Below are 23,243 nucleotides of genomic sequence, written 5' to 3'. Positions count from 1 at the left end.
TCTTTAATTTTCACCGAGGTCTGAAAACATGTCAATGCGGGTTTTATGCCTGCCACCTTCAAACTCAGTGGCCAGCCAAATCTTAGTCATGGCAATAATCTCTTCACTATTTGAAATACGCCCACCAAAGCAGATAACATTAGAGTTATTATGCTCGCGAGACAATCTTGCATCATCCTCAGTATGGCATAGAGCTGCTCGAATTCCCTTGAACTTATTAGCAACCATACTCACACCAATCCCCGATCCGCACAGAAGAACTCCACGCCCTTCTTTTTGAACGGCCTTAGCAAGTGCAATAGCATATTCAGGATAGTGACAAGATTCAGTAGAATGAGTACCAAGATCCTCAACATCATAGCCTTCACTTATTAAGAATTTCTTAACAGATTCTTTCTGCTCAAATGCACCGTGATCTGTTGCTAGGAATATTTTCTTACTCATGACTTTACCTCAAATAAGAAAGCCTCCTTTCGGAGGCTTATATTACTTAATAGCACGTATTGGCTAGTATCTGTAATGCTCTGGCTTGTATGGACCTTCAACTGGTACGCTGATGTATTCAGCTTGTTGAGGAGAAAGTTCATCGATTTCAACATTGATTCTCTCAAGGTGAAGACGAGCAACTTTTTCATCAAGGTGCTTAGGTAGCATATAAACATTGTTCTCATACTTACCAGCATTTTCCCAAAGTTCCATTTGAGCAATTACTTGGTTACAGAATGAGTTCGACATAACAAATGAAGGGTGCCCTGTTGCACAACCAAGGTTAACTAGACGACCTTGAGCAAGAAGGATGATTCTCTTACCATCTTTTGCTGTATATAGATCAACTTGTGGCTTGATATTATCTTCTTCATAATTGTTATGTAGGTGCTTAATATCGATTTCATTATCAAAGTGACCGATGTTACAAACAATTGCACCATCTCTCATCTTATCTAAGTGAGAAGCGTTAATTACGTGGTAGTTACCTGTAGTTGTAACGAAGATATCACCTTCAAGAGCTGCTTTATCCATCTTCATTACTTCGAAACCTTCCATTGCTGCTTGAAGAGCACAAATTGGATCGATTTCAGTAACGATAACTCTTGCTCCAAGACCTTTGAAAGACTGAGCAGAACCTTTACCAACATCACCGTAACCAACAACAACACAAGTCTTACCAGCGATCATTACATCTGTTGCACGCTTGATACCGTCTACTAGAGACTCTCTACATCCGTAAAGGTTATCAAATTTAGACTTTGTAACAGAGTCATTGATATTGATTGCTGGCATCTTAAGAGTTCCAGCTTTTACTCTTTCATATAGTCTATGAACACCAGTCGTTGTTTCTTCAGAAAGACCTTTGATTCCATCGATTAATTCTGGGAATTTGTCGTGAACCATATTTGTAAGGTCACCACCGTCATCAAGGATCATGTTAAGAGCTGATCCATCTGCCCACTTAAGAGTTTGCTCGATACACCAGTCAAATTCCTCTTCGTTCATACCTTTCCAAGCAAAAACAGGAATTCCAGCAGCAGCGATGGCCGCAGCAGCTTGATCTTGAGTTGAATAAATATTACAAGATGACCATCTTACTTCAGCACCTAGCTCAACTAGAGTCTCAATAAGAACAGCTGTTTGAATTGTCATGTGAAGACAACCAGCGATTTTTGCACCTTTAAGTGGCTTTGAAGCACCAAACTCTTTACGTAGAGACATTAGTCCCGGCATTTCAGTTTCAGCAATTTTAATTTCTTTTCTTCCCCAATCTGCTAGGGAAATGTCAGCTACTTTGTAGTCTGTAAAGCTCATGAATTCCTCACTTGTATGATTAACTAAATTATAAAAATATTTATGATGGAAACTATATCAGTAAGTTCTTCAAGTTTGAAGTCTATACGGCTCAATAATCACCTTTTTATGGGTATTTTTAGACGAAGAATGAACGATATTTTACTAACTTAGGTTATTTTCTTTGACACACGCCAAAATAAAGCATAAATCCAGCCTATGAATAATCAAAGAAATAGCAATAAAGTCATTAATGACAAGAGTTTTTATTTTGCTTCTTGCCCTCGTGGTTGTGAGCAATACCTCGTCAATGAGCTTCGTGCCAATGGTATTGAAGGAAAGGCCGGCCGTGGTGGTGCAGCTTTCAAGGCCAGAAATAAGGCCACTGTAGAATATATTTTAAATGCCCGTATTGCTTCTCGTGTTTTTAAAGAAGTTGGGTATTTCTATATCCGTGATGAAAAGCAGATTTATAAAAGAGCTGGGGAACTTCCATGGGAAGACTACATCACACCAGAGCAGACTTTTAAAATCAATACTCTTTTAGATGGTGAAAGTAAGGAACTGTTTAAGAGTTCAATCTTCCTATCACAAACTCTAAAAGACTCTCTCGTTGATTATATGAGAGATAAATTTGGCAAGCGTCCAAATGTTGAAACAACAACGCCGACAGTAACTTTCCTACAACGAGTTGAAAAAGTTAAAGAAGGTTGTAAAGTAATCGTTTACGCTGACATGGTTGGTGAGTCTCTTGATAAAAGAGGTTATCGTGAATCAGGCCACCGTGCACCTTTACGTGAAAACCTAGCGGCTTCACTTATTGCGGAAACAAAGTGGGATTGCCAAGGACCTTTCTATGACCCAATGGCAGGTTCTGGAACGATTCTTATTGAATCGATAATTTATTTTCTAAAGTTATCACCAGCATTTTTTAGACTTAAGAAGAACACGACTCCATATTCATTTACTAATCATCCATGGTTTCAAGATTCAAATCTTGTGGATTGGTACTTTGATAAAGTTCATGAAGTAATGACAGACTCACAAGAGAAGATTGATTCTATCCCAAGTGATAAATTCTTTTATAATGATGCAGATGTTGAGAACTTCAAGCTTGCAAGAGCTCACTTACTCGATTGCTTCGGCCGTGTAGACTTTGTTAATTTCAATTGTGAAGAATTTTCTAAAGCATCTGTACCTGCAGGTTTTGAAAGAGGTATTATTCTATTCAACCCTCCATATGGAGAGAGAATTCAAGCGATTGGTTTTGAAGATATCAACGATTTCTACTATGAGATTGGTGAGACATTAAAGAATAATTTTAAAGGATCAACTGCATATATTCTTACTGCCCATGGGCCACTAAGAAAGAATATTCGCCTAAAAACTTCTAAGAAGACAGAGTTTTTAAATGGCGACATAGAATGCCGCCTTTTAAAATATGAATTAATGTAATCTTAATTTTCTAAGAATTCCGTTAGATTCATAGCAAGCTTAGGTAAAGCGTATTTAAGAAGCGAGTTCTTATTTGCAACTTTATCCTTGTGCTTTGCCGACTTTGAAAAGAAGTATGTTCCGATATCTGAATCTTTAAGAAACATTGTATGTCCTTTTCCTGCAAACTTTCTTAATACAAAGTCTGAATCAAGTAAGCAGATATCGCGGATCATAAAGTTACGTGCCATATAGATGATAATGACCTGATCTGAAAGATCACAAAATGACTTCCTAACCTTCACACCCTTAGGTGAAGTTTGATCTCCCCAGTGTACAACGACTTCAACTCGTTTATTATCAGTCGTATAAAAATCGAATCCTCTTTGAGAAGTTGACTTCTTTTGCATCAAACCAAAGATACACTTTGCATACCATTCACCTAACTGAACAGGTAGCTTCTTACCGTTAAAAATAATATGCTCATCTCTTAAAATGTCATAAACCTTATTAACGGTTTCAATTGCATCAAAGATTCTCTTATTATCTGGAAGATGGATAATCATGACCTGCTTGGCCTGAGTTCTCTTAAGCTTACGAGAGAATTGATTCTCATACCATTGAGTAAACTCTTTATCACCAACGAGATCAAGGGAGTCATAAATATATCCCTTGCTCAATAACTCTGACTCATTAAACTCTTCTACTTTTTTTTCCATGAAGCTTAAGGGTGCATATTCCCCTTTCTTCTTCATGACATAAATATTGTCTTTATAGTAGTTGCTACTACCATGAGTTGATTCATTAAAGAGATCAACTCCTTTAATCATACTTTCCATTACTCACACCCGTGTTTTTAATACTTCAAAATTAAACATTGATTGAAGTTAGATCTTCTTCAAAATTTAAAACACTATGAGCAAGACCAATATTGCGTGTTAGCTGATACTGGCAGAATACTTTAAAGTCATCAATTTTTGATTGATAATACTTTTTCTCTTCTTCACTAGAAGCGTTTTTCAATTCATTTTGAGCAATACAAGCATGCTCAAGTAAAAGCCAAGAAACAACAAGGTTTCCACAATAAGTTAGGAAGTCAGTTGCATATGCCATAACACCATTTTGGTTCTTTTCGGCCATAAGCTTTCCAAACTTCTTAACAACTTCTTCACTCATCTCCATTGATTTTCCAATCATTGAAATTTCATGAGGAAATGACTTTGCTTCTTCTTTATTCATTGTTGCTTGAATCTTTTTTCCTACATTAAAGAATGTCTCACCTTTATCCATAAGGATCTTTCTCATAACAAAGTCAATTGCTTGAATTCCGTTAGTTCCCTCATAGATTGTTGCAATCTTTGTATCACGCATGAATTGTTCAATACCGTATTCAGTACAATAACCATAACCACCGTGAACTTGAACACCTTCACTTGCGATGTTGACACCTTCATCTGTACAGTACCCCTTACAGATTGGAGTAAAGAGAGCAATTTCTTTTTCTGCAACCTCATCTCCTTTCTCTGCCTTATCAAATAGATTGGCAGTATAAAGAGTAAGAGCTCTTAGCCCTCTTGCCGTCGATCTCATCTTAAGTAGCATTCTCTTAACATCTGGCATATTAATAATTTCAGTACCAAATTGTGAACGCTCTCTTGCATATTGCTCAGATAGTTCATAACAAAGGTTTGACTGCGCTTCACCTTGAAGTCCACAAAGCAGTCTTGCTTCATTCATCATGATGAACATATTTTTCATACCATCAAATTCTTCACCAATAAGCTCACCAACACATTCTCCGTCTTGGCCAAAAGTAAGCTCACAAGTTGCCTGAGCATGAATTCCCATTTTATGTTCGATCTTCGTGCATTTAACATTATTTGATTCTCCTGAATCAACGTTAAATCTTGGAACGATAAATAGAGAAAGTCCCTTTGTTCCCTCAGGTGCTCCAGGAGTTCTTGCAAGAACGAGGTGAATATTATTCTCGTAAAGATCACTCTCACCAGAAGAGATAAAAATCTTTACGCCATTGATTGCATATTTTCCATTATCAAGTGGCTTTGCCGTTGTCTTTGCATTCCCAACATCAGAACCTGCTCCTGGCTCAGTCAGACACATTGTCCCACCCCATTCACCAGTCATCATCTTCGTTACAAAAAGATCTTTTTGTTCCTGAGATCCAACTTTTAGAATTACATTCATCGCACCTTGAGATAGTCCGTAATACATTGACCAAGCAACGTTTGAACCAATTGCCATTGAAGTACATGCTACTTTTAAAGCATGTGGAGCTGGCATCCCACCAACTTCCTCAGGATAGCCAAGTGCATACCAACCATTTTCATAGAAGTTCTTATTAACTTTGTGAAACATTTCTGGAACGATAACATTACCGTCCACATGCTTTACCCCAATCTCATCACTTTCTTGACGAGTTGGATAGATTTCGTTTTCTACAAATTTATCAAATTGGATGAGGATATCCTTTAATTCGGCCTCACCATAGCCGAGTTCACCGGCCTGTTCTTGAATTTTGCACGTTTTAAATAGATTAAAATTTACATCCATTAAGTCTGTACGATACTTTGCCATATAATAGTCCTTTTTTAATACTAAAACACTATTATTATAAATGATGTTCAGGTTTCATGCACGTAAAGACAAATTTAGCCGGCGTAAATTAGGTTTAATTTAATAAAAAAGCGCGGATATTGCCGCGCTTTTTTGTCAGGTATGTATTTGGGGGATTTAAATCTTAGTAAGGAGTAGCATTAACAGTTGTTGCTTCTCTTGAAACAGGTTGTCTAATAAGGGCCTGATTCATATCAATTAAATTAGCAGCGCCGTTAATCTTAATTACCCAGCGACGAGAACTGATTCTCTTAACATACTCACAATCGGATTGTGAGCCATATCCTAAAGAATAGAACTGAGTGCAGTTCATATTATCTGAATATCTATAATAGCGTCCGTAAGGATCAACTTTATATAAATTACCATTTGCATTGGCAGACATTACATATGATGCAAGATTATTTGCAAGAGATGATAATGAACTTCCAAAGTGGGCATCTTCTGAGTATGTGTATTGAGTACCATAGTAATTTACATTACGATTAATAACTCCATTTGCACCTAACTCTCTAAAACCAATGTCTTGGTTATTATAACTTGATGAAGATGACGAATATGTACAAATTGTTCCATACCATTTTTCTTCACAATCTTGAGAACCATAGCTTGAGTTAGACTTTTGGAAAGCATAAAGGCCTTGAGGCGAGCTTTGACCAAAGTTATTATTGGCGATTGCATTTGCTAGTTGCTGTGCTGTTACAAGACTAGATGCAAGGCCATTAGTTGTACCATTGTTTACATTTACATTGTAATTGAAGCCACTACCATTTAGGCCTCCTCCGCCGTCAGATCCACATCCGACTAGTGAAGCAAGAACAATGACTGATAGAATCGAGTTCTTTAAGTTAAGTTTCATAATATTCTCCGTGTTTGTGTGTGTTTTAAACAATTTGCCTATATATATACAAGTTGCGTGCCAAGTTTTAAGATGAGATTACAAGTAATTAGAAAGCACCATGTGTATAAAAAGTGAACACATTGGGGTATTTTGTATAAACTTTAAGTAGTTATAAAATGTGTTTTGTACAAACACTTTGCTAGGATCGTGATTATGTCGATAAAAAATATAAGTAAAAAGGCCCTCTTAGTTATCCTTGATGGTTTCGGAATTAGTGAAAACACTGAAAAGAATGCTATTAGAGACGCAAAAACACCAACCATTGATAAGTTGTTTAAGACTTATCCATACACAAATATTCAAGCAGGTGGCGTACTTGTTGGACTCCCTAAAGGTGTTGTTGGTAATTCTGAAGTTGGGCATATGAACTTAGGAGCAGGTCGTGCTATTAGGCAAGACTTGGTTCGTATTAATGAGTCGATAAAGAAGGGCAACCTTTGTAGTCAATATCAACTTCAAAAGCTTATTGATACAGCAAAGAAGAATAATAATCGCATCCACCTTTTAGGACTTCTTTCTGATGGTGGGATTCACTCACATATAGAACACACTAAAGAGATCATTAAATGTCTTAAAGAAAGTGGTATTGAAGTCTTCGTCCATGCTTTTATGGATGGAAGGGATACTCCTCCGGCCTGTGGTGATATGTACTTAAAAGATATTGTTGGATATGAAGGCAGCCACTTTGCTTCAATGCAAGGGCGCTCAATTGGAATGGACCGTGATCGTAGATGGGAGAAGATTAAAAAGTCTTACGATATGTATTTAGGTAACGGGGACATTACAGATCTTTCTCCTATGGAATATCTTAATAGCGAATATGAGGCTGGAAGAACTGACGAGTTTATTGCACCAGCATTATTTAATAAAGACTATGCTATTAAAGAAGGTGATTGTGTCTTCTTTACAAACTTTAGACCAGACCGTGCAATCCAGCTAACTCTAGCTTTCAATTATCCAGAGTTCAGTGAATTTGAAAGGCCTTTCTTTCCTGCAATGTTTCTTTGCATGACTCCTTATATTCCTGATGAAATGGATTTACCGGTTCTCTTTGATAAAGAAAAACTTAAAGGAACAATGACAGAGTACTTAAGTGACCAAGGCCTAAAACAATTAAAAATAGCCGAAACAGAAAAGTATGCTCACGTAACTTTCTTTTTTAATGGTGGTGAAAAAGAACCTTTTGCAGGAGAAGACCATCTTCTTATTCCATCACCAAAAGAAGTTTCAACATATGATGAAAAGCCACAAATGAGTGCTCCAGAAGTTACTGAAAAACTCTTAGCAAAAGTATCAAAATATGACTTTTCTGTTGTTAACTTTGCAAACTCAGATATGGTCGGCCATACAGGAAATTATAAAGCTGCTGTACAAGCAATAGAGACTCTTGATGAGTGTCTCGCAAAACTTTATAAGAAGTGTGAAGAGGAAGGGATAACGATGATTATCACAGCTGATCATGGAAATAGTGATCAAATGGTTCATAAAGATGGAACTCCTCACACAGCTCACACAGGAGCTCTTGTTCCATTTTGTGTCATTAATGAAAAATTAAAAGATAAAGCTTTTACAATTGCACCGGGTGAACATTCACTAATGGATGTATCTCCGACTTGTCTCTATATTATGGGACTACATCAAGCACCTAGCTTTACTGGACATCATATCTTTGAATAGGAAATTTTATGAGTGAAGAAACAAAATCAAATAATAATATAAATAGAATTGCAGTATTATGTAGTGGCGGTGACAGTCCAGGAATGAATTGTGCAATTCGCGCTGTTGTTAGAACTTGTCTAGCTAATGATATAGAAATATTTGGAATACGTCGCGGCTATGCTGGTCTTCTCGAAGGCTCACAACATCAAATGGATGCAGCGAGTGTTGGAAATATTCTCCAAAAAGGTGGAACGATTCTACAAACCTCACGCTGTCCAGAGTTTATTAAGCCAGAGATTAGAGCTGAAGCTGCACATATATTAAAAAGAAAGAACGTTGATGCCCTAATTGTTATTGGTGGTAATGGATCATTTAATGGTGCATGGGAATTACATAAGGAGCATGGAATTCCTGTCGTTGGAATCCCTGGAACGATTGATAATGATATCGAAGGAACTGACTATTCAATTGGATTTGATACAGCAGTGCAAACTGCAATCGAAGCTGTCGATAAGATCCGCGATACGGCCCACTCTCACGATAGAACGTTTATCGTTGAAGTTATGGGAAGAAAGTCTCCGGCCATCGCTCTTCATGTGGGACTTTGTACTGGTGCTGAAAATATTATCTTTCCAGTCCAAGAAGAAAAAGAAGTTGATATCGACACAATTGCTAATGATATTAAAAGAGGTCTTAAAAGAGGCAAAGGCTCTTCAATTATTATTGCCTCTGAAGGTGAAACAGAAGGTCTTTCACATTATGTTCACAATGAACTCCTTGATAAGCACAAGCTCGATTCAAGAGTATGTATCCTAGGCCATATTCAACGAGGCGGAAACCCTACTGCCAGAGATCGTTTCATTGCAACCCAAATGGGACATCTTGCTGTGAAGTCACTTCTTGCAGGAGAGAAGGCCAGTGTAACAGCAGAACAAAATGGACAAGTTGTACTAGAAAAACTTGAAAACTGTCTTGGTAAGAAGTTTGAAGTTGAAGAAAAGTATGTTGAAATTGTAAAAACTCTATCAAAGTAATTATATGCAAAAAGTATCAAACAAGAATTTATTTATTATCTTTACTATTTTATTTTCAATTTTTTACCTATGGGATATTGGAAACCTCAGTGCTCCTCGCCAGGGAACTGAATCATTATATGTCCAAATTTCACAAGAGATGTATGACACCAATAATATAATGACACCTCACTATAGAGGAGAAAGACATTGGTCAAAACCGCCATTTCATTTTTGGATGCCATTTCCACTTTATGCATTAATGGGTGAATCATCACTGACGGGGGCCCGCGCTTCTCAAGCAATCTTAACGATTATTCTAGCAGTCTTTACTGCCGGCTGGTTAAAGAGAAGATTTCGAATTGAGCCGCTCTTAACCCTCGCCTTCTTCTTAGGAGGCTATGGTGCAATTAAGTTTGGCCGTACTTTCATGATGGAGACATCACTTTCACTGCTTCCATTTATTAGTTCGCTTTTTCTTTTTGATTATATAAAAGACAAATCTAAAAAGAGTTTTATCTTAGCAATATTATTTGGTGGAGCTGGTGCTTTAATAAAAGGCCCAGTAACTATTGTCATGAGCTTTCTTGCGATGAGCTGTTATCAACTATTTCTATACAAGAAAGATAAAAAGTTCATTATCAAAGAATGCTTTTTCTACTTCTTGGCCATAACGATTCTTAGTTGCTCTTGGTATTTTGCAAGTTACCTAAGCTATAAGGAAGAATTCTTTAATTACTTCTTTGTTAGGGAGAACCTTGGAAAATTCGGAAAAGTTCCAATGCCAATGTATAAGGTATTTCAAGGGCTATTTCTTTATACTCTACCATGGGTATTAATTCTTCCTCTGACTTGGAATAAATTAAAGGAAAGCTTTAAAGGCCTTAATAAAGAAACATATTATTTCTTCTTTCACTTTGTGTGCTTCTTTGTCGTGTGGCTTATTCCTTCACAGAGATCTCATCACTATGCAATTCCAGCAGTGCCATTTTTTATGACATTTCTGTTATTACAAGTTGATCTAGATACTCTTCGAGAAAAATCAAAGTATGTTCTAGCTCTTGTAACACCATTGAATCTTTTATTTTTAGTGATCAGCTGTATTCTTGTATACTTTTCAAATGGTGTAATGATTGCTGTTAATCTTATCTTTTTACTTCTAATCGTTATCTCAATGATTGCTATTGCAAAGAAGAATGTCTTAATTGGATTCAATACAATTGGACTTTATTTAATCTTTCTTTGGTCTATTGTTATCTCACAATTCTATATTCCAGCAGTACCTGAAGGAGCAAAAAGTCTCTTCAAAGACAAGAAGGTTGCCCTTGTTGATCGCAGATCTTATTTCTACGAACAATCTCTTGAGATGAATGTTGAACCAATTAAAAAGCATCAAGTACAAGATTTCCTAAATAAAGAAAACGCTGTTGTAATTGCTGCCATCTCAAGAATCACACCTGAGATAAGAGACTCTCACAGAGTTATTGCAAAGTGGAATAAATGGGTAAGACGAGCTAGATGGCGTCATATAAAAGCGGCCCTGACACAACGTTCATACGAGCCTCTAAAGGAAGATGTCTACTTACTTATGAAGTAATGCTTTTTCATCATTTCAATGATCCAGTCTGGATCATCAATTGGTAAATCGTGTCCTGCTTGTTCATGTAATTCAAGTGGGACACCAAGTTTACGAGAAATCTCCTGACTACATTTATAATGAGCAAGTTTGTCTTCTTTACCGGCCAAGACTAATGTTTTTGCTTTGATACTTTGAGGAAGTTTGTAGTGAGAAGCTGCAAAGACTTGTCTTAAGAAGTTAATTCTTCTTAAAGGCTTATCTTCAAAGAACTCAGCATATGCATCAAGTAGATCATCTGGTAGCTCTTTCATTTTTACAGTTAGAGATAAGGCCTTCTTCTCACGATCTCTTGTGTCTTTATTAAAGATTAACTTTGAAAATGTTCCAATTGCTTCAAAAGATAAGCGGTGGAAGATACTTGCAGTGTCTCTAGTTGATGTATTAAGAAGGACAAGATTTTTAAAATCATCTTCATAGCGATCACACCAATCCAATGCCATCATTGCACCCATTGAAATACCAATAACACTCCACTCTCCAGGGTGCTCTTCTTTTAGTTTGAGCCAATCACTTCTTAAATCTTCAACATACGTTGAGATCTTAAGCGGTGAATTCTCTTCATTCTTACTTCCTACTCCAAGGTAATCTAGAGCAAAAACATTTTGTGTTTCATCCATCTCGTGAAGATAGTCAGGAAACTTATACCAATGGCGACTGTCTCTAGCGAGTCCTCTAAGTAATAACCAGTTCACAGTGAATTCTCCTTAACCCATGCTTTTGAACTTCCGACAGCGCGAAATAAGAATTTAATTAACATGATATGTCTTCTCATAGTTCGATCATAACGATGAGATTTTATCGGATTAAAAAGTCCTTCTCTTCTAAAGATTTGCAAAGGATTCTTCTTAACCCAAATCCAACTTCCCATCTCCAATGTTAAGGGGATATAAACTCCATCAGGATTTTCTTGTATATACTCATCGTATAGGTAATCCCATACGTCACCTTCAATAGTGTAACTTTCTGATGTTGGCTCAATCTGATAGATATGGTGTGGATGTGTCTCATTTAGAAGTTGTTCTAAATTTTCCATTTCCGTTATATTTTTAAATGGCGTCAATGTCTTAGAGTAGGGATACCATAAACGATCTTTGAGTCCGAAGCCAGAGTGGAAATCAACAGAGATGGCCCTCTTTGCTTGGAAGATATTCTTACGACAATAATTAACGAGGGCCTGTAGCTCCTCTTCCATTGCAGCATTTTCTTGCCCCTGATACCAAGGAAGCCTCGGTGTCAGCCTTTGCCCTGAAAGGAGAAATTTCTTTTTCTCTAATGCTTTTACAGGAGCATTTCTCATAAGATCAACATCATTAGCATTGGACCTTCTATGATGATACATCCCCCATGGGTTAATGAGCGGGATTGAAATAATTCGATATTTTTCTAAACTTCTTCTTAACTCTTCATCCCAAGATAGTTGCTTAAACAAAGATGTTAAGTAAGTTACCACAACTTGAGTCCCAACTTTTTCAAGTCCATGAACTCCTCCAAATAAAGCTAATACCGGAGCGCTTAGATCATCGCTTCCAATCTCAAAACTATGGATTGGAAAGCTATCACCGTTGTGGTTAATTCTCGTGATTTCTTGGTATCTAACAAGTGGGTCTTCGATTTTTGTTAATTCACCTATGGCATGTAACTCATCGAAGTCTTTCACGATGCTACCTTTGAAAAGTCTTTATATTATATGGGGATAAGAAGATAACAAAGAACATTGCACAACTTACTAGCTCAATAACTTCACCCTTTTTACCATGATCAATCGTTAAAAAAAGAATATACATCGCAAGAAAGAAGAATGTATGAATTAGCTTTGGTACGGGTACTGCAAAGTCATCAATGATATATTGTACAAAACCAATTGTGCGATAAAGGACTGGTAAAATTAGAACGTAAACACCAGAAATAATTCCAGCAATTAAACCAAAGATAACTTTATTGATTTTGAAATCACCAAATTTTAGATTGTGTAATGTAATATCATTTTGCGTATTGTATTGCTGAAAGAACTCTGGAGAACCTAAATCAAATATTCTCTGCCCCCAAGCTATCTCTTCTCCAAAACCGAAGAAGAATAAAGCGGCAAAGGCCAAGAGTGAAAACTTAAATAACTTAGACTTACTATCCTTTAATTTAAAGAATCGCCATAGGCATAGAATTGAAACAAGTAATAAATAAATAGCTTGCTGCATCTCCAAGAAACCATCTTCTACTGTATAAACTCCAGCAAACCAATTCGGGTTTGAAGCAGCAAAATACATCCCAAAGAAAACCATATGGGCAATTGATGTCATGATTATAATTTCTAATTTTCCAACTTGATCTTTAAATACGCTCATTTGGCCATTATAGTCAGCTCCTAGACTTATGGCAATATAGAGAAAATGACGCATCTGGCAACTTATTTGGTTAAGAGCACTTTGGTAACTGGGCCCAACCTGTCACATAACGCCTCGATAATTTTTCTCTTCTCATCTTCCATGAATCATTATCAACCCCGCAGGCCATTGAACGAATCATACCGCTCCCCTCACGACGGTTAATTTCATCAACAATTTTCATAAGCTTTGCGCTACGTGGATCATCTAACTCTTCAAAGAGACTTTGTTGAATTACCTCATCATCTGAAAAGTCTCCAAGCTTAACTCCGGCCTTTTTAAAACAAACCCCCATTTTAAAAAGATCATCGAGTGCAGACCAGGCATACTTGATAATCTTTCTTGTATCAGATGTTGGCCCAAGAAGCTTAACTTTATCCTTACCGTAATAAGGTACTTCATTTAATTTATGTGGATCACTATGACAATAAACTTCAATTGTTGCACATAAGCTACGCTGTGCCCGCATCTTCTCACTTGCATTAGTTACATAATTTGCAACTGATTCTCGCAGGCTTTTAAGATCAACAACACTGCCACTAAAGGTACGAGAGCAGAGGATCTCTTTCTTCTTTGGCCGACATTCCTCTAATTCGTAACAGGTTATTCCCCTTAACTCATCTTGAGTCATACGACCAAGTTTAGTTAAAGTTCGCTGTATAACTTTTATATTCTTAAAGGCCTTAAAATCATAAGCCGTTTTTATTCCCAAGGTCCTAAGCTTTACACTATTCTTTCTTCCTATCCCCCAAACATCTTCAATAGAAACTCTTTTAAGGGCCACATCTTGTAATCTTTCATCGAGAAGACAGACAACGCCATTGGCTTTTTCTGATTTCTTGCCGATATGATTTGCAATCTTTGCAAGTGTTTTAGAAGGTGCAATCCCAATACTGACAGGAATTCCAGTCCACTGTAAAACCGTCTCTCTAATGCGATGGCCATAGGCTACAAGGTCTTCATCCATCCCCGTTAGATCAAGAAAGGCCTCATCAACAGAGTATATTTCTAGAGAAGGCGCAAAACGGGCCAAGACATTCATCACCCGATCACTGATATTTGTATACAGAGAAAAATTAGAAGAAAAAACATGAACATTGTGTGATTCACAAAGCCTCCTTACCTTGAAATAAGGGTCTCCCATTTTTACACCAAGGGCCTTTAGCTCTGGTGTACGAGAGACAAAACATCCGTCATTATTTGATAAAACCCCTACTGGTTTATTTCTAATTTCTGGCCGAAATAACCTTTCACAAGAACAGAAGAATGAATTGCAATCCACAAGAGCATAAACCTTCTGCTTATTATGACTTCCCATTTAAAGTTCCTTCATATCGCGTGCCACTGCTACAATTGGCCCCCACACCAAGAAGTCCATCTCATCAGTGATGGTGATATCTCGATGCAAGGGATTGTGTGAGCGCAAGATGACTCTCCCATCTTGCTTAATGAAACGCTTACATAGAAACTCTCCATCTAAGTAGACAATAGCAACTCTTCCACTTTTAACCTCCAAGGAGCGATCGATGACCAAAACGTCACCAGGAATAATCAATGGCTCCATCGAGTCTCCTTGAGCTTCAAAGAAGAAAGTCGCTGAACGATTTTGGACAAAGCGCTCATCTAAAGACTGATAATTTTCAATGTGGTCCTCACTGATTCCAAAGAGGCCACAATTTGCTACTGGAAGTTTCTTGTGCGTGTTCATAAGATTCATTATAACTTACGCATAACTTACGCACAAGATAAAAGAAAACCTTTCCTAATCTATTAAAATTCAACAACTTATGATGCATCTGGGAACTTAATGATCTCATCAAGGGGAATAAAGTACGTAAGTCCTCTTAAGTCATCATTGTAACTGGCGATCACCTTAAGTTTTAAGTCATCCAATCGATGAAGAAAATCTGATGATGTTTCATCAAAGCGAAAGGGCTCAATCTTACCACGTGTTGAAATCCTTCCTGCACAAAGACAATCACTTAAGTTTTGAATAGGAAGAACACCGGCCATGGACCAATAGAGAATAAGAAGTGGTAACTCAAGCCAGCGATAAAGTTCTTCTTTAGAACTAAGAGAGCCAAGAACCGTATTATCATCAATACAAAGTACATAGCGTTTAGGAGCAATTTTCAAATTATACTTTTTTGATAGAAAGATAAATTTTTCTTTAATGGCCTTTCCCTTTGAACCAAGCCCCACTATTTCAAGGCCAGGAATCCCCTTAGATGAATAGCCATACATCTCTGTTAAATGGGCCTTACTTCCCAATGGCAGTAACCCAAGCATTTGTTTGTGCATACTCTCCTCCGATTAGGATGAATATATGCAAGGAATGAAATTTAACGGAAGTTATAAATTAGCAGAATTAGGAATCTTTGACTTTGATTGAAAGAAACATTTTAAACGAGGTGGGTAAATTTCTAGAATCATAGAAGTGGAAAGATCAAGAGAGTGAGCAAACTCAGACTTTAACTCATTACAAGATTCATTAGTATTCTTACAAAACTTCGAATACTTCCCCTTACATGCAAGCTCAAGGATGACAGTATCAGAGAAGTGACATGCAATTTTACCATCAACGAGATCAAAGCGCGCCTTAGTATAATTTAAATTACCTGTGTATTTCTTTTCACAAAAATTAGAGATTTCAAATGACTTGCCCATGCAGTCAATTTTAGAAGAAGATTCCTTACTAGCGAGTAAAGCATCCTTTACGCCAAAGAATTCACATACTTGCGTGTATGAGAAGAGCTTGCGGTCCGCCCCCGTAACAAGTTCACTTGTCACATTGGCAAAAGCGAAGAATGGAATTAGCAGTAAGATATATCGCATAAAAAAGGGCACCTTATAAGTGCCCTCTATCTTACAAGAAAAATATTAACCTGGGAAGAGCCCTCTAAATCTCATTGCTCTCTCTAATCTTTTAAGAGCAGCAACGAAAGCGGCCTTTTTCATATCGATATCATATTTCTGATGAGCTTCGTAAACGTTCTCAAAAGCATCTTTTAGAATATCGTGAAGTTTTCTATTGATCTCTGATAGATCCCAGAAGAAATTCTGAAGTCCCTGAACCCATTCAAAGTAAGAAACGATAACACCACCAGCGTTACAAAGAATATCTGGAACTAAGAAACAACCATTCTTAGTTACGATATCAATTGCAGCTTTATTAAGTGGACCGTTAGCGCCTTCAGCAATAATCTTTGCCTTAACTTTATGTGCATTCTTTTCAGTGATTACACCATCAATTGCAGCTGGGATTAAGATATCAACATCAAGAGCGAAAAGTTCTTCGTTAGAAATTTTCTCTACTCCATCCATGTCTGCTAGTAGGCCACCTTTCTTTGTCCATTCAAGTGCAGCATTAATGTTTAAACCATTTGGATCATAAATAGCACCAGAAACATCTGATACAGCTACAATTTTTGCACCTTGTGCTTCAAGATCATGGGCCGCAGGAACGGCAACTTTACCAAAACCGTGAATAGCAACAGTTGTGCTTGTATCGATTTTCATTCCTAATTTCTTAGCAGCAAAGTTTACACAAAAGGCAACACCTTTACCTGTAGCTTCACTACGACCAAGAGATCCACCAACTGTGATTGGCTTTCCTGTTACAACACCTGGAACAGTGTAACCTTTTAGTTGTGAGTAAGTATCAAGCATCCACGCCATAGTTTGTCCGTCTGTTCCAATATCTGGAGCAGGGATATCTACTTGTGGACCAATAAATGTATTAATTTCTGTTGTGTATCTTCTAGTTAAACCTTGAAGTTCTTGACGAGAAAGTTTTGTTGGATCAACACAGATTCCACCTTTTGCTCCACCTAGAGGTAGACCAACAAGGGCACATTTGAAAGTCATAAGCATTGCAAGACCAGCAGTTTCGGCCAGGTCAACGCCTGGGTGAAAACGTACCCCACCTTTTCCAGGTCCAAGAGTCATATTGTGTTGAACTCTGAATCCTTGAAAAGTTTTAACAGTACCATCGTCAAGACGAATTGGAACTGCAACTTGAAGTGCTCTTTTTGGGTGTTTAAGTCTGTCGGCAACGTTTGGATCGAGTCCCATAATTGCGGCAGATTCTTCTAATTGCGCGATGGCATCCTGATATAGTGGATTATCTAGAAGATTGCTCATTTTTTTTAACTCCGTTATACGTAAAATAATTCCTAATTTACTCCAATTATAACGGATGAGCTAGTAAATGCATGGGGCAATTACTGACTTTTTTTGCCAAATTCGGTTAATTAGAAATTGAATGGAGTTGAGTAATTTAAACGTAACTCGTGCGACGCATTACTTCCGCCAACAATATCTTTCGCCGAAGCTCTAGCAGAGAGTCTGTCTGTTAAACCTTGTTCTACATAAAGCTCAATATTTGTTCCAGCAGTATAGTAATCAACTGAGGCAATCGTGCGAGTTTCATTGAAATTCTTTCTTACTTGCATCATTAGACCATCAGATAGAGATAGAAATGTATTAGCATCGACAAATGGATTTTCGATTTTAATAATAGCAAGACCCTTAAGAACCTTTGCTCTAAACTTAACTTTAAAGTTATCTGAAATTTGTGCTTCAGACTCTGGTGTTAACGTTTCTTTCATCTGACCAACTTGGGCCATTGTTGAACCTTTCTTTGCCCTTTTAATTGAGCCAGAAATTCTCTTATCAATATACTTTAAAAAATTCTTATTAAAGTAGCGCTTTCTCTCATCAATAGTTGAGAGCTTATGAAATGTTGTGGAAGTTAGATCCCAATTTCTAACATATTCATCTCTTGCCTGCATTTGATGATAATGGTTCGACATCCTCTTTAGAACACCTGCATGATCATATACAAAAACATAGTCGAGAAATGTTTTATAATCTTCTGGTTTTGGAGCAAAGTCCACATCAGCGTAAAAACTTTGTGGGGTACGCTCTTGAAGTTTGACTTCAACTCGAGGGTTAAAAGACTTAAAAAGAGTTAAATCTTTTTTCACTTCGCCTTTAGCAAGTGTATTACATGTGAACAGAAGCAGTGATAACTGTATAAATCTTGAACACTGTGTAGAAATTTTACTCTTGTTTTTCGCTGTGTTTAGCATGTTAAGTCCCTCAAATTACATTAATAAACTATTCAGTTACTAATATAAGTTGCAAGGGTCATGCCAAGGATGAATAGCTTCACCCTTGGCCATGCTTATGTCTTACATATCGACGATATTTTGTGTTTCTTTGAGGAGCTCATTAAGTAAGGACTGAGTTTTCTTATCCAGCTTCTTACCTTTAGCTTGTGACTTTAATGTCTTAATAAATGCATTTGCCGTAAGTCCTTTTGGAACAGTTGGCTTTTTCTTCTTTCTACCTGGCTTAATAACACCACCATCTTTGATGGCCTTCTTAAGTTCAGCTCTTTTTGTTAACTCACCTTTATAAAGCATTTTAGTTAGCTTTGTTTTAAGTGGGCTTTTCTCAAGAGCATCAAGTTCTAGAAGTACATACTTTTCAATATTATGAGCTTTGGCCGCTTCTTTAACTTTCTTACCCATTTTGGCAATCATTAAAGACCTGTGAACTTCAGACTTTGAAATACCAAGAGCCGCTTGAATTTTTCTCTCACTCGCCTTCGTTGCTTTTTGGTAATTTAAAATACCATCGGCCTTATCAATATAGTGAAGTGCTTCACGTGATGAGTTCTCAGAGAATTGAATTGCCATAAGCTCTTGTTCATTCTTCTTATCGAGAATAAAACAAGGACACTTCTCTTTTTCAATAAGAGACATGGCACGGTAACGTCTCTCACCACAAACTAATGTTAGTCGACCAAGCTTATCCTTATGAAGAACAAGTGGTTGAATTAGACCATTTTGTTTGATGTTTTCAGCAAGCTCTTTTAGAGAACTATCATTAAATTTAGTTCTTACCTGCTCTTTTACAACAATCTCTTTTAAGTAAACTTCATCTAGCTTCGCTCCTTGTAGAAGACGATCACCAGAAAGTCTCTCCATTACGGAGCTATCGAGATTATCTGTTAATTTTAAAGTTTTTCTTTCTTTCTTAGAAACTCTTGGAGCAAATTTTTTTGCCATAAATTCCTCTTCCCTATGTTGAGACTATTTTCTTTTAAAGAGGGCCAGTCACACACACATGGCCCCTTTAAAAGCGAAACACATCCGTGTGTCTCAAAATATTATAGATTTAATGATTCCCAAAGCTTTTGGTAATCTTGATGTCCGCGCGACTTCTTACCCATTTTACAAATAGGTCTCTTTAATGAAATCGACTCTTGCATCTGAACAAGATTACGAATTGGTGGTGTAATGTTAAAAGACTGAGCAAGTTCTTCTAGTCTTTGCTTTTCAATCTTTCTTCTCGCATTAACCATTGATGGAATGATTGAGAATTCTAATGAAGAGTTCTCAGTCTCTTTGATAATTTCAAAAGTATCCATTAACTCTTCTAGACCATCAATAGAGTAATCTTGAGCCTGTGTTGGAATTAGAATCTTATTACTTGCAACAAGTGCCATAATAAGTTCATCACCAAGCATTGGAGGTGTATCGATTACAACGTAATCAAACATTCCCTCTGGAATTTGCTCAAGTCTTAGCCTCATCAGTCTCTCCTTACGGCCAGCTTCTTTTCTAATCTCACCTTCTGAAAGAATCAGAAGCTTTGATAGATTGGCCATATGACGACTTGATGGAATAACAGTAATATTCTTATGAAATTTACCCTTACCTTCTGAAGGCACCATAACGTCTTCGATAGTAACGTCACCAATTAACCACTCAGGAATAAGAGTTCTGTGAATCTGTAAATTAAATGTTGAACTTAAATTGGCCTGTGAATCTAGGTCAATAACAAGTACCTTGTGACCTTTATTGGCCAAGTGAGTCGCTAATTGGTAGCACTGCATTGTTTTACCAACGCCACCCTTGTTATTTGCAACCGTTATAACTTCCATGTAAGCTCCCCTGGTCATCCATTTGACCAATATAAAAAACTATCTATATAAAATGTTAAGAAAAGTATCACGCAACGTCAAATACCTGATTAAACAATTTGAGCCCCATCAAATCTATTTTTAGACGCACATGGTAAATTACTCATAAGGTGACAGCTTGTGAGGAATGTTCTAAATTCCCAAACGTCGTATTAATAAAAGGAGTAACGCATGATTAACTTTATGGAAGTTGGTGAATTAAAGGATTTAATGGATAAGAATACAGACCTTATTCTTGTGGATTGCCGAGAGCAAGATGAGTGGGATGCAGGTCATATTGAAGAAGCTATTTTTATTCCACTATCAGACTTCGCTAATCAATATGCGAATCACTTAAAAGATAAGAGTAAAAAAATTGTTGTTCAATGCCGTAGTGGAAAGAGAAGTTTAAACGCTTGCCAATTTCTACTGGAAGAAGGTTTTGAAGACTTATACAACCTAGAAGGTGGAATCCTTGCTTGGGGAGAAAGTGGTTACCCAATTAAGGCTTAATCAATAAATTAAAGGAATAAATATGTTAGATCTTTTCGGAAAAGAGGAAGTTCACCGTCCAATAATTTCTCAAGAAGAATTATCAGACGAAGAAGTGCTAGTTGAACTCAGAAAGATTAAAGAGGAGCTTAAGGACGAAGTTGTTGTTCTTGGCCACCACTATCAGCAAGATGACGTTATTGAGTTTGCTGATTATAAAGGTGACTCACTAAAGCTTGCTCAAGATGCGGCCTTACTCAAGGATAAGCCATATATCATTTTCTGTGGCGTTCACTTCATGGCCGAAACTGCAGATATGCTTACAGGAGATGACCAGAACGTCATCCTTCCAGATATGCAAGCAGGTTGTTCAATGGCCGACATGGCAAACCGAGAAGAGATTGATAAAGCATGGGACTTCATGCGCAAATCAACTAATGATAAAATTATTCCTATTACTTATATTAATTGTGCTGCAACTTTAAAGTCATTTGTTGGTGAAAACGATGGAACAATCTGTACTTCATCAAATGCACAAAACATTATCAAGTGGGCCTTTGATCAAGGTCAAAAACTATTATTCTTTCCAGATCAACACTTAGGAAGAAATACTTGTCATGACCTAGGAATCTCACTTGATGAAATGGTTGTCTACAACCCTAATATGCTTAATGGTGGGCTAACGAGCGAACAAATCGATAAGGCCAAAGTTATTCTTTGGTACGGATTCTGCTCAGTTCACCAAGGCTTTACAGCAACACAAGTAGAACAAATTAAAAAAGAAAAACCAGATACAACTGTTATCGTACATCCTGAGTGTAACTTTGAGGTTGTACAAGCGGCACACGACAACGGCTCAACTGCTTACATCATCAATAAGATCAAAGAAGCACCAGCAGGCTCAAAGTTTGCAGTAGGAACAGAGATCAACCTTGTTAATCGTTTAGCAAATGATTTTCCTGATAAAGAAATCACTTCACTGTCACCTTACCAGTGTTTATGTACAACAATGTATCGAGTAAGACCGCGTTGGCTACTTGCCAGCTTTAGAGCGATTAAGGAAAATAAACCTATTAATATAATTAAAGTAGATGACAAGACTAAGGAATACTCACTGAAAGCATTAAATAAAATGCTTGAGTTAAGTAAATAGGTTTTACACACAAGAGAGAGAGGGATTTAAACATGCAAGAGATTTACGCTGACTACAATGGCAGTGCTCCAATTTGCAATGAAGTAAAGGAGTACATTATTAACCGCCTAAACAAGGGGCCATTTGCTAACCCAAATGCCACACACCATGTTGGAACACGCGTGAAGGTGGCCATGGAAAATGCACGCTCTGTATGTGCAAAGCTTCTCGGTGCTCAAATGAGTCAACTTGTATTTAACTCTGGCTCGACAGAAGGTATCTCAACTGTTTTTCAATCTGTACTTTTAAATAATCCAAAAAAGAAAATAATCATCTCGGGAATCGAGCACTCAGCTGTTACAAACAATGCTCTTTTCTACCAAGAAAATCACGGCCATGAAGTCTATACATTACAAACTAAGCCAAATGGAATTGTTGATGTAGAAGATCTCATTAATCATATCGATGAAGACACTGCACTTGTTGCGGTGATGGCAGCAAATAATGAAACTGGTGTTATTCAACCTTACTTAGACGTTGCAAAAATATGCCAAGAAAAAGGTGTTCCTTTCCTATGTGATACAACTCAATTTGTAGGGAAGACTGAATTTAACTTTGCTGAATCGGGAATTGATTACGCTGTAGTGGCCGGACATAAAATTGGTGGTATGACAGGCTCAGGCTTAGTTCTTGCAAAAGACCCAGCAACTTTAAAACCTCTCATTATTGGTGGAGGACAAGAGAAAGGTCTTCGTGGTGGAACTCAAAACTACCTCGGAAATGAAACTCTTGCCGTTGCCCTAACATATGCAATGAATAATCTACCAAAATATGAGGCCATTAATACTAAACGCCAACAATTTGAAGAAAATATTAAAGCTAAATTTCCACAAATTGTTATCATTGGTGAAGATGCCCCAAGGCTTTCTTCAACATCATACCTTTCAATGCCAGGAATCCATGGCCAGGCCGTGCAAATGGAGCTTGAATCTGAAGGAATTTATGTAACAACATCATCAGCTTGTTCTGACAATAACCCTCAAACTTCTAAAGTTCTTAAGGCCATGGGAGTAACTGACGATATTGGTCGAGGTGTTGTGAGAATTTCTTTAGGGCTTTGTAATGATCCTGCCCTCTATGATAGAATCGAAAGTGCATTAATAAACGCTTACGAAAAACTATCAAAGATAAAAAGTTATTAAGACA

At 37.2% G+C, this 23,243-nt stretch carries 23 protein-coding genes; 7 read left to right on the top strand and 16 right to left on the bottom strand.

What is annotated here, in order from left to right; translation table 11 throughout:
* Positions 1-3 precede the first annotated feature (3 nt).
* Both rpiB and ahcY read right to left on the bottom strand, forming a co-directional pair.
* Complete coding sequence (gene rpiB / locus VCM44_RS02890; protein ID WP_114705694.1) at positions 4-444, bottom strand: ribose 5-phosphate isomerase B; 441 nt, start codon at positions 442-444, stop codon at positions 4-6.
* A 63-nt stretch (positions 445-507) separates the two neighbouring features.
* Positions 508-1,803: an adenosylhomocysteinase gene (gene ahcY / locus VCM44_RS02885; RefSeq protein WP_114705695.1), complete on the bottom strand. Its 1,296-nt coding sequence runs from the start codon at positions 1,801-1,803 to the stop codon at positions 508-510.
* 198 nt (positions 1,804-2,001) lie between these two features.
* Between ahcY and VCM44_RS02880 the strand changes: the two genes are divergently transcribed.
* The gene (locus VCM44_RS02880) at positions 2,002-3,237 is read left to right on the top strand and encodes a THUMP domain-containing class I SAM-dependent RNA methyltransferase (RefSeq protein ID WP_334677962.1); all 1,236 of its coding nucleotides are present in this window, start codon (positions 2,002-2,004) and stop codon (positions 3,235-3,237) included.
* Between the two features lie 2 nt (positions 3,238-3,239).
* Here VCM44_RS02880 and VCM44_RS02875 read toward each other — a convergent pair whose 3' ends face one another.
* From VCM44_RS02875 to VCM44_RS02865, 3 genes are all read right to left on the bottom strand, one after another.
* Positions 3,240-4,055 carry a hypothetical protein gene (locus VCM44_RS02875; protein WP_334677961.1) on the bottom strand — a complete coding sequence of 272 codons (816 nt, stop codon included), beginning with the start codon at positions 4,053-4,055 and terminating at the stop codon, positions 3,240-3,242.
* 31 nt (positions 4,056-4,086) lie between these two features.
* Positions 4,087-5,811 (bottom strand): acyl-CoA dehydrogenase, encoded by a 1,725-nt coding sequence (locus tag VCM44_RS02870; RefSeq protein WP_120405452.1) that lies wholly within the window; start codon positions 5,809-5,811, stop codon positions 4,087-4,089.
* 163 nt (positions 5,812-5,974) lie between these two features.
* Positions 5,975-6,709: a hypothetical protein gene (locus VCM44_RS02865; RefSeq protein ID WP_114705699.1), complete on the bottom strand. Its 735-nt coding sequence runs from the start codon at positions 6,707-6,709 to the stop codon at positions 5,975-5,977.
* Between the two features lie 195 nt (positions 6,710-6,904).
* On the opposite strand from VCM44_RS02865, the gene gpmI reads away from it, so the two are divergent.
* From gpmI to VCM44_RS02850, 3 genes are read left to right on the top strand one after another with little or no spacing between them, the layout of a single operon-like run.
* On the top strand, positions 6,905-8,428 hold the full coding sequence (gene gpmI / locus VCM44_RS02860; protein ID WP_334677960.1) for a 2,3-bisphosphoglycerate-independent phosphoglycerate mutase: 1,524 nt from the start codon (positions 6,905-6,907) through the stop codon (positions 8,426-8,428).
* Positions 8,429-8,436: 8 nt separating this feature from the next.
* A complete protein-coding gene (gene pfkA, locus VCM44_RS02855; protein WP_334677959.1) occupies positions 8,437-9,444 on the top strand; it encodes a 6-phosphofructokinase in 1,008 nt (335 codons plus the stop codon).
* Positions 9,445-9,448: 4 nt separating this feature from the next.
* Positions 9,449-11,020, top strand: a complete 1,572-nt coding sequence (locus VCM44_RS02850; RefSeq protein WP_120405454.1) for an ArnT family glycosyltransferase — start codon at positions 9,449-9,451, stop codon at positions 11,018-11,020.
* On the opposite strand, the gene VCM44_RS02845 is transcribed toward VCM44_RS02850, so the two are convergent.
* The 11 genes from VCM44_RS02845 to VCM44_RS02795 all read right to left on the bottom strand — a co-directional run bounded on the left by VCM44_RS02845 (position 11,002) and on the right by VCM44_RS02795 (position 20,395).
* Entirely contained in the window at positions 11,002-11,754 is a 753-nt protein-coding gene (locus VCM44_RS02845; protein WP_334677958.1) for an alpha/beta fold hydrolase, read from the bottom strand. The genes VCM44_RS02850 and VCM44_RS02845 overlap by 19 nt on opposite strands.
* On the bottom strand, positions 11,751-12,719 hold the full coding sequence (locus VCM44_RS02840; protein ID WP_334677957.1) for a DUF2817 domain-containing protein: 969 nt from the start codon (positions 12,717-12,719) through the stop codon (positions 11,751-11,753). Before VCM44_RS02840 ends, VCM44_RS02845 begins: the two co-directional genes overlap by 4 nt.
* A 4-nt stretch (positions 12,720-12,723) precedes the next feature.
* Entirely contained in the window at positions 12,724-13,401 is a 678-nt protein-coding gene (locus VCM44_RS02835) for a hypothetical protein (protein WP_334677956.1), read from the bottom strand.
* Positions 13,402-13,471: 70 nt separating this feature from the next.
* A complete protein-coding gene (locus VCM44_RS02830) occupies positions 13,472-14,758 on the bottom strand; it encodes a Y-family DNA polymerase (protein ID WP_114705705.1) in 1,287 nt (428 codons plus the stop codon).
* Positions 14,759-15,148 carry a LexA family protein gene (locus VCM44_RS02825; protein ID WP_162929695.1) on the bottom strand — a complete coding sequence of 130 codons (390 nt, stop codon included), beginning with the start codon at positions 15,146-15,148 and terminating at the stop codon, positions 14,759-14,761.
* Between the two features lie 77 nt (positions 15,149-15,225).
* The gene (locus VCM44_RS02820; RefSeq protein ID WP_120405459.1) at positions 15,226-15,741 is read right to left on the bottom strand and encodes a hypothetical protein; all 516 of its coding nucleotides are present in this window, start codon (positions 15,739-15,741) and stop codon (positions 15,226-15,228) included.
* Between the two features lie 51 nt (positions 15,742-15,792).
* On the bottom strand, positions 15,793-16,275 hold the full coding sequence (locus VCM44_RS02815) for a hypothetical protein (protein WP_334677955.1): 483 nt from the start codon (positions 16,273-16,275) through the stop codon (positions 15,793-15,795).
* A gap of 45 nt (positions 16,276-16,320) precedes the next feature.
* On the bottom strand, positions 16,321-17,583 hold the full coding sequence (locus VCM44_RS02810; protein ID WP_334677954.1) for a Glu/Leu/Phe/Val family dehydrogenase: 1,263 nt from the start codon (positions 17,581-17,583) through the stop codon (positions 16,321-16,323).
* Between the two features lie 110 nt (positions 17,584-17,693).
* Positions 17,694-18,428: a hypothetical protein gene (locus VCM44_RS02805; protein ID WP_120405461.1), complete on the bottom strand. Its 735-nt coding sequence runs from the start codon at positions 18,426-18,428 to the stop codon at positions 17,694-17,696.
* A gap of 207 nt (positions 18,429-18,635) precedes the next feature.
* The gene (locus tag VCM44_RS02800) at positions 18,636-19,517 is read right to left on the bottom strand and encodes a ParB/RepB/Spo0J family partition protein (protein WP_334677953.1); all 882 of its coding nucleotides are present in this window, start codon (positions 19,515-19,517) and stop codon (positions 18,636-18,638) included.
* A 101-nt stretch (positions 19,518-19,618) separates the two neighbouring features.
* Positions 19,619-20,395: a ParA family protein gene (locus tag VCM44_RS02795; RefSeq protein ID WP_158536760.1), complete on the bottom strand. Its 777-nt coding sequence runs from the start codon at positions 20,393-20,395 to the stop codon at positions 19,619-19,621.
* A 210-nt stretch (positions 20,396-20,605) separates the two neighbouring features.
* On the opposite strand from VCM44_RS02795, the gene VCM44_RS02790 reads away from it, so the two are divergent.
* From VCM44_RS02790 to VCM44_RS02780, 3 genes are read left to right on the top strand one after another with little or no spacing between them, the layout of a single operon-like run.
* Positions 20,606-20,926: a rhodanese-like domain-containing protein gene (locus tag VCM44_RS02790; protein ID WP_114705713.1), complete on the top strand. Its 321-nt coding sequence runs from the start codon at positions 20,606-20,608 to the stop codon at positions 20,924-20,926.
* A gap of 22 nt (positions 20,927-20,948) precedes the next feature.
* Complete coding sequence (gene nadA, locus VCM44_RS02785; RefSeq protein WP_334677952.1) at positions 20,949-22,058, top strand: quinolinate synthase NadA; 1,110 nt, start codon at positions 20,949-20,951, stop codon at positions 22,056-22,058.
* Positions 22,059-22,090: 32 nt separating this feature from the next.
* A complete protein-coding gene (locus VCM44_RS02780; RefSeq protein ID WP_114705715.1) occupies positions 22,091-23,239 on the top strand; it encodes a cysteine desulfurase family protein in 1,149 nt (382 codons plus the stop codon).
* Positions 23,240-23,243: the final 4 nt, after the last annotated feature.

It is taken from the genome of Halobacteriovorax sp. DPLXC-1, from assembly GCF_036903125.1.
GTDB lineage: Bacteria > Bdellovibrionota > Bacteriovoracia > Bacteriovoracales > Bacteriovoracaceae > Halobacteriovorax_A > Halobacteriovorax_A vibrionivorans.
The sequence above is the reverse complement of the archived record's forward strand: the minus strand, read 5'-3'. Positions and strand labels throughout refer to the sequence as shown.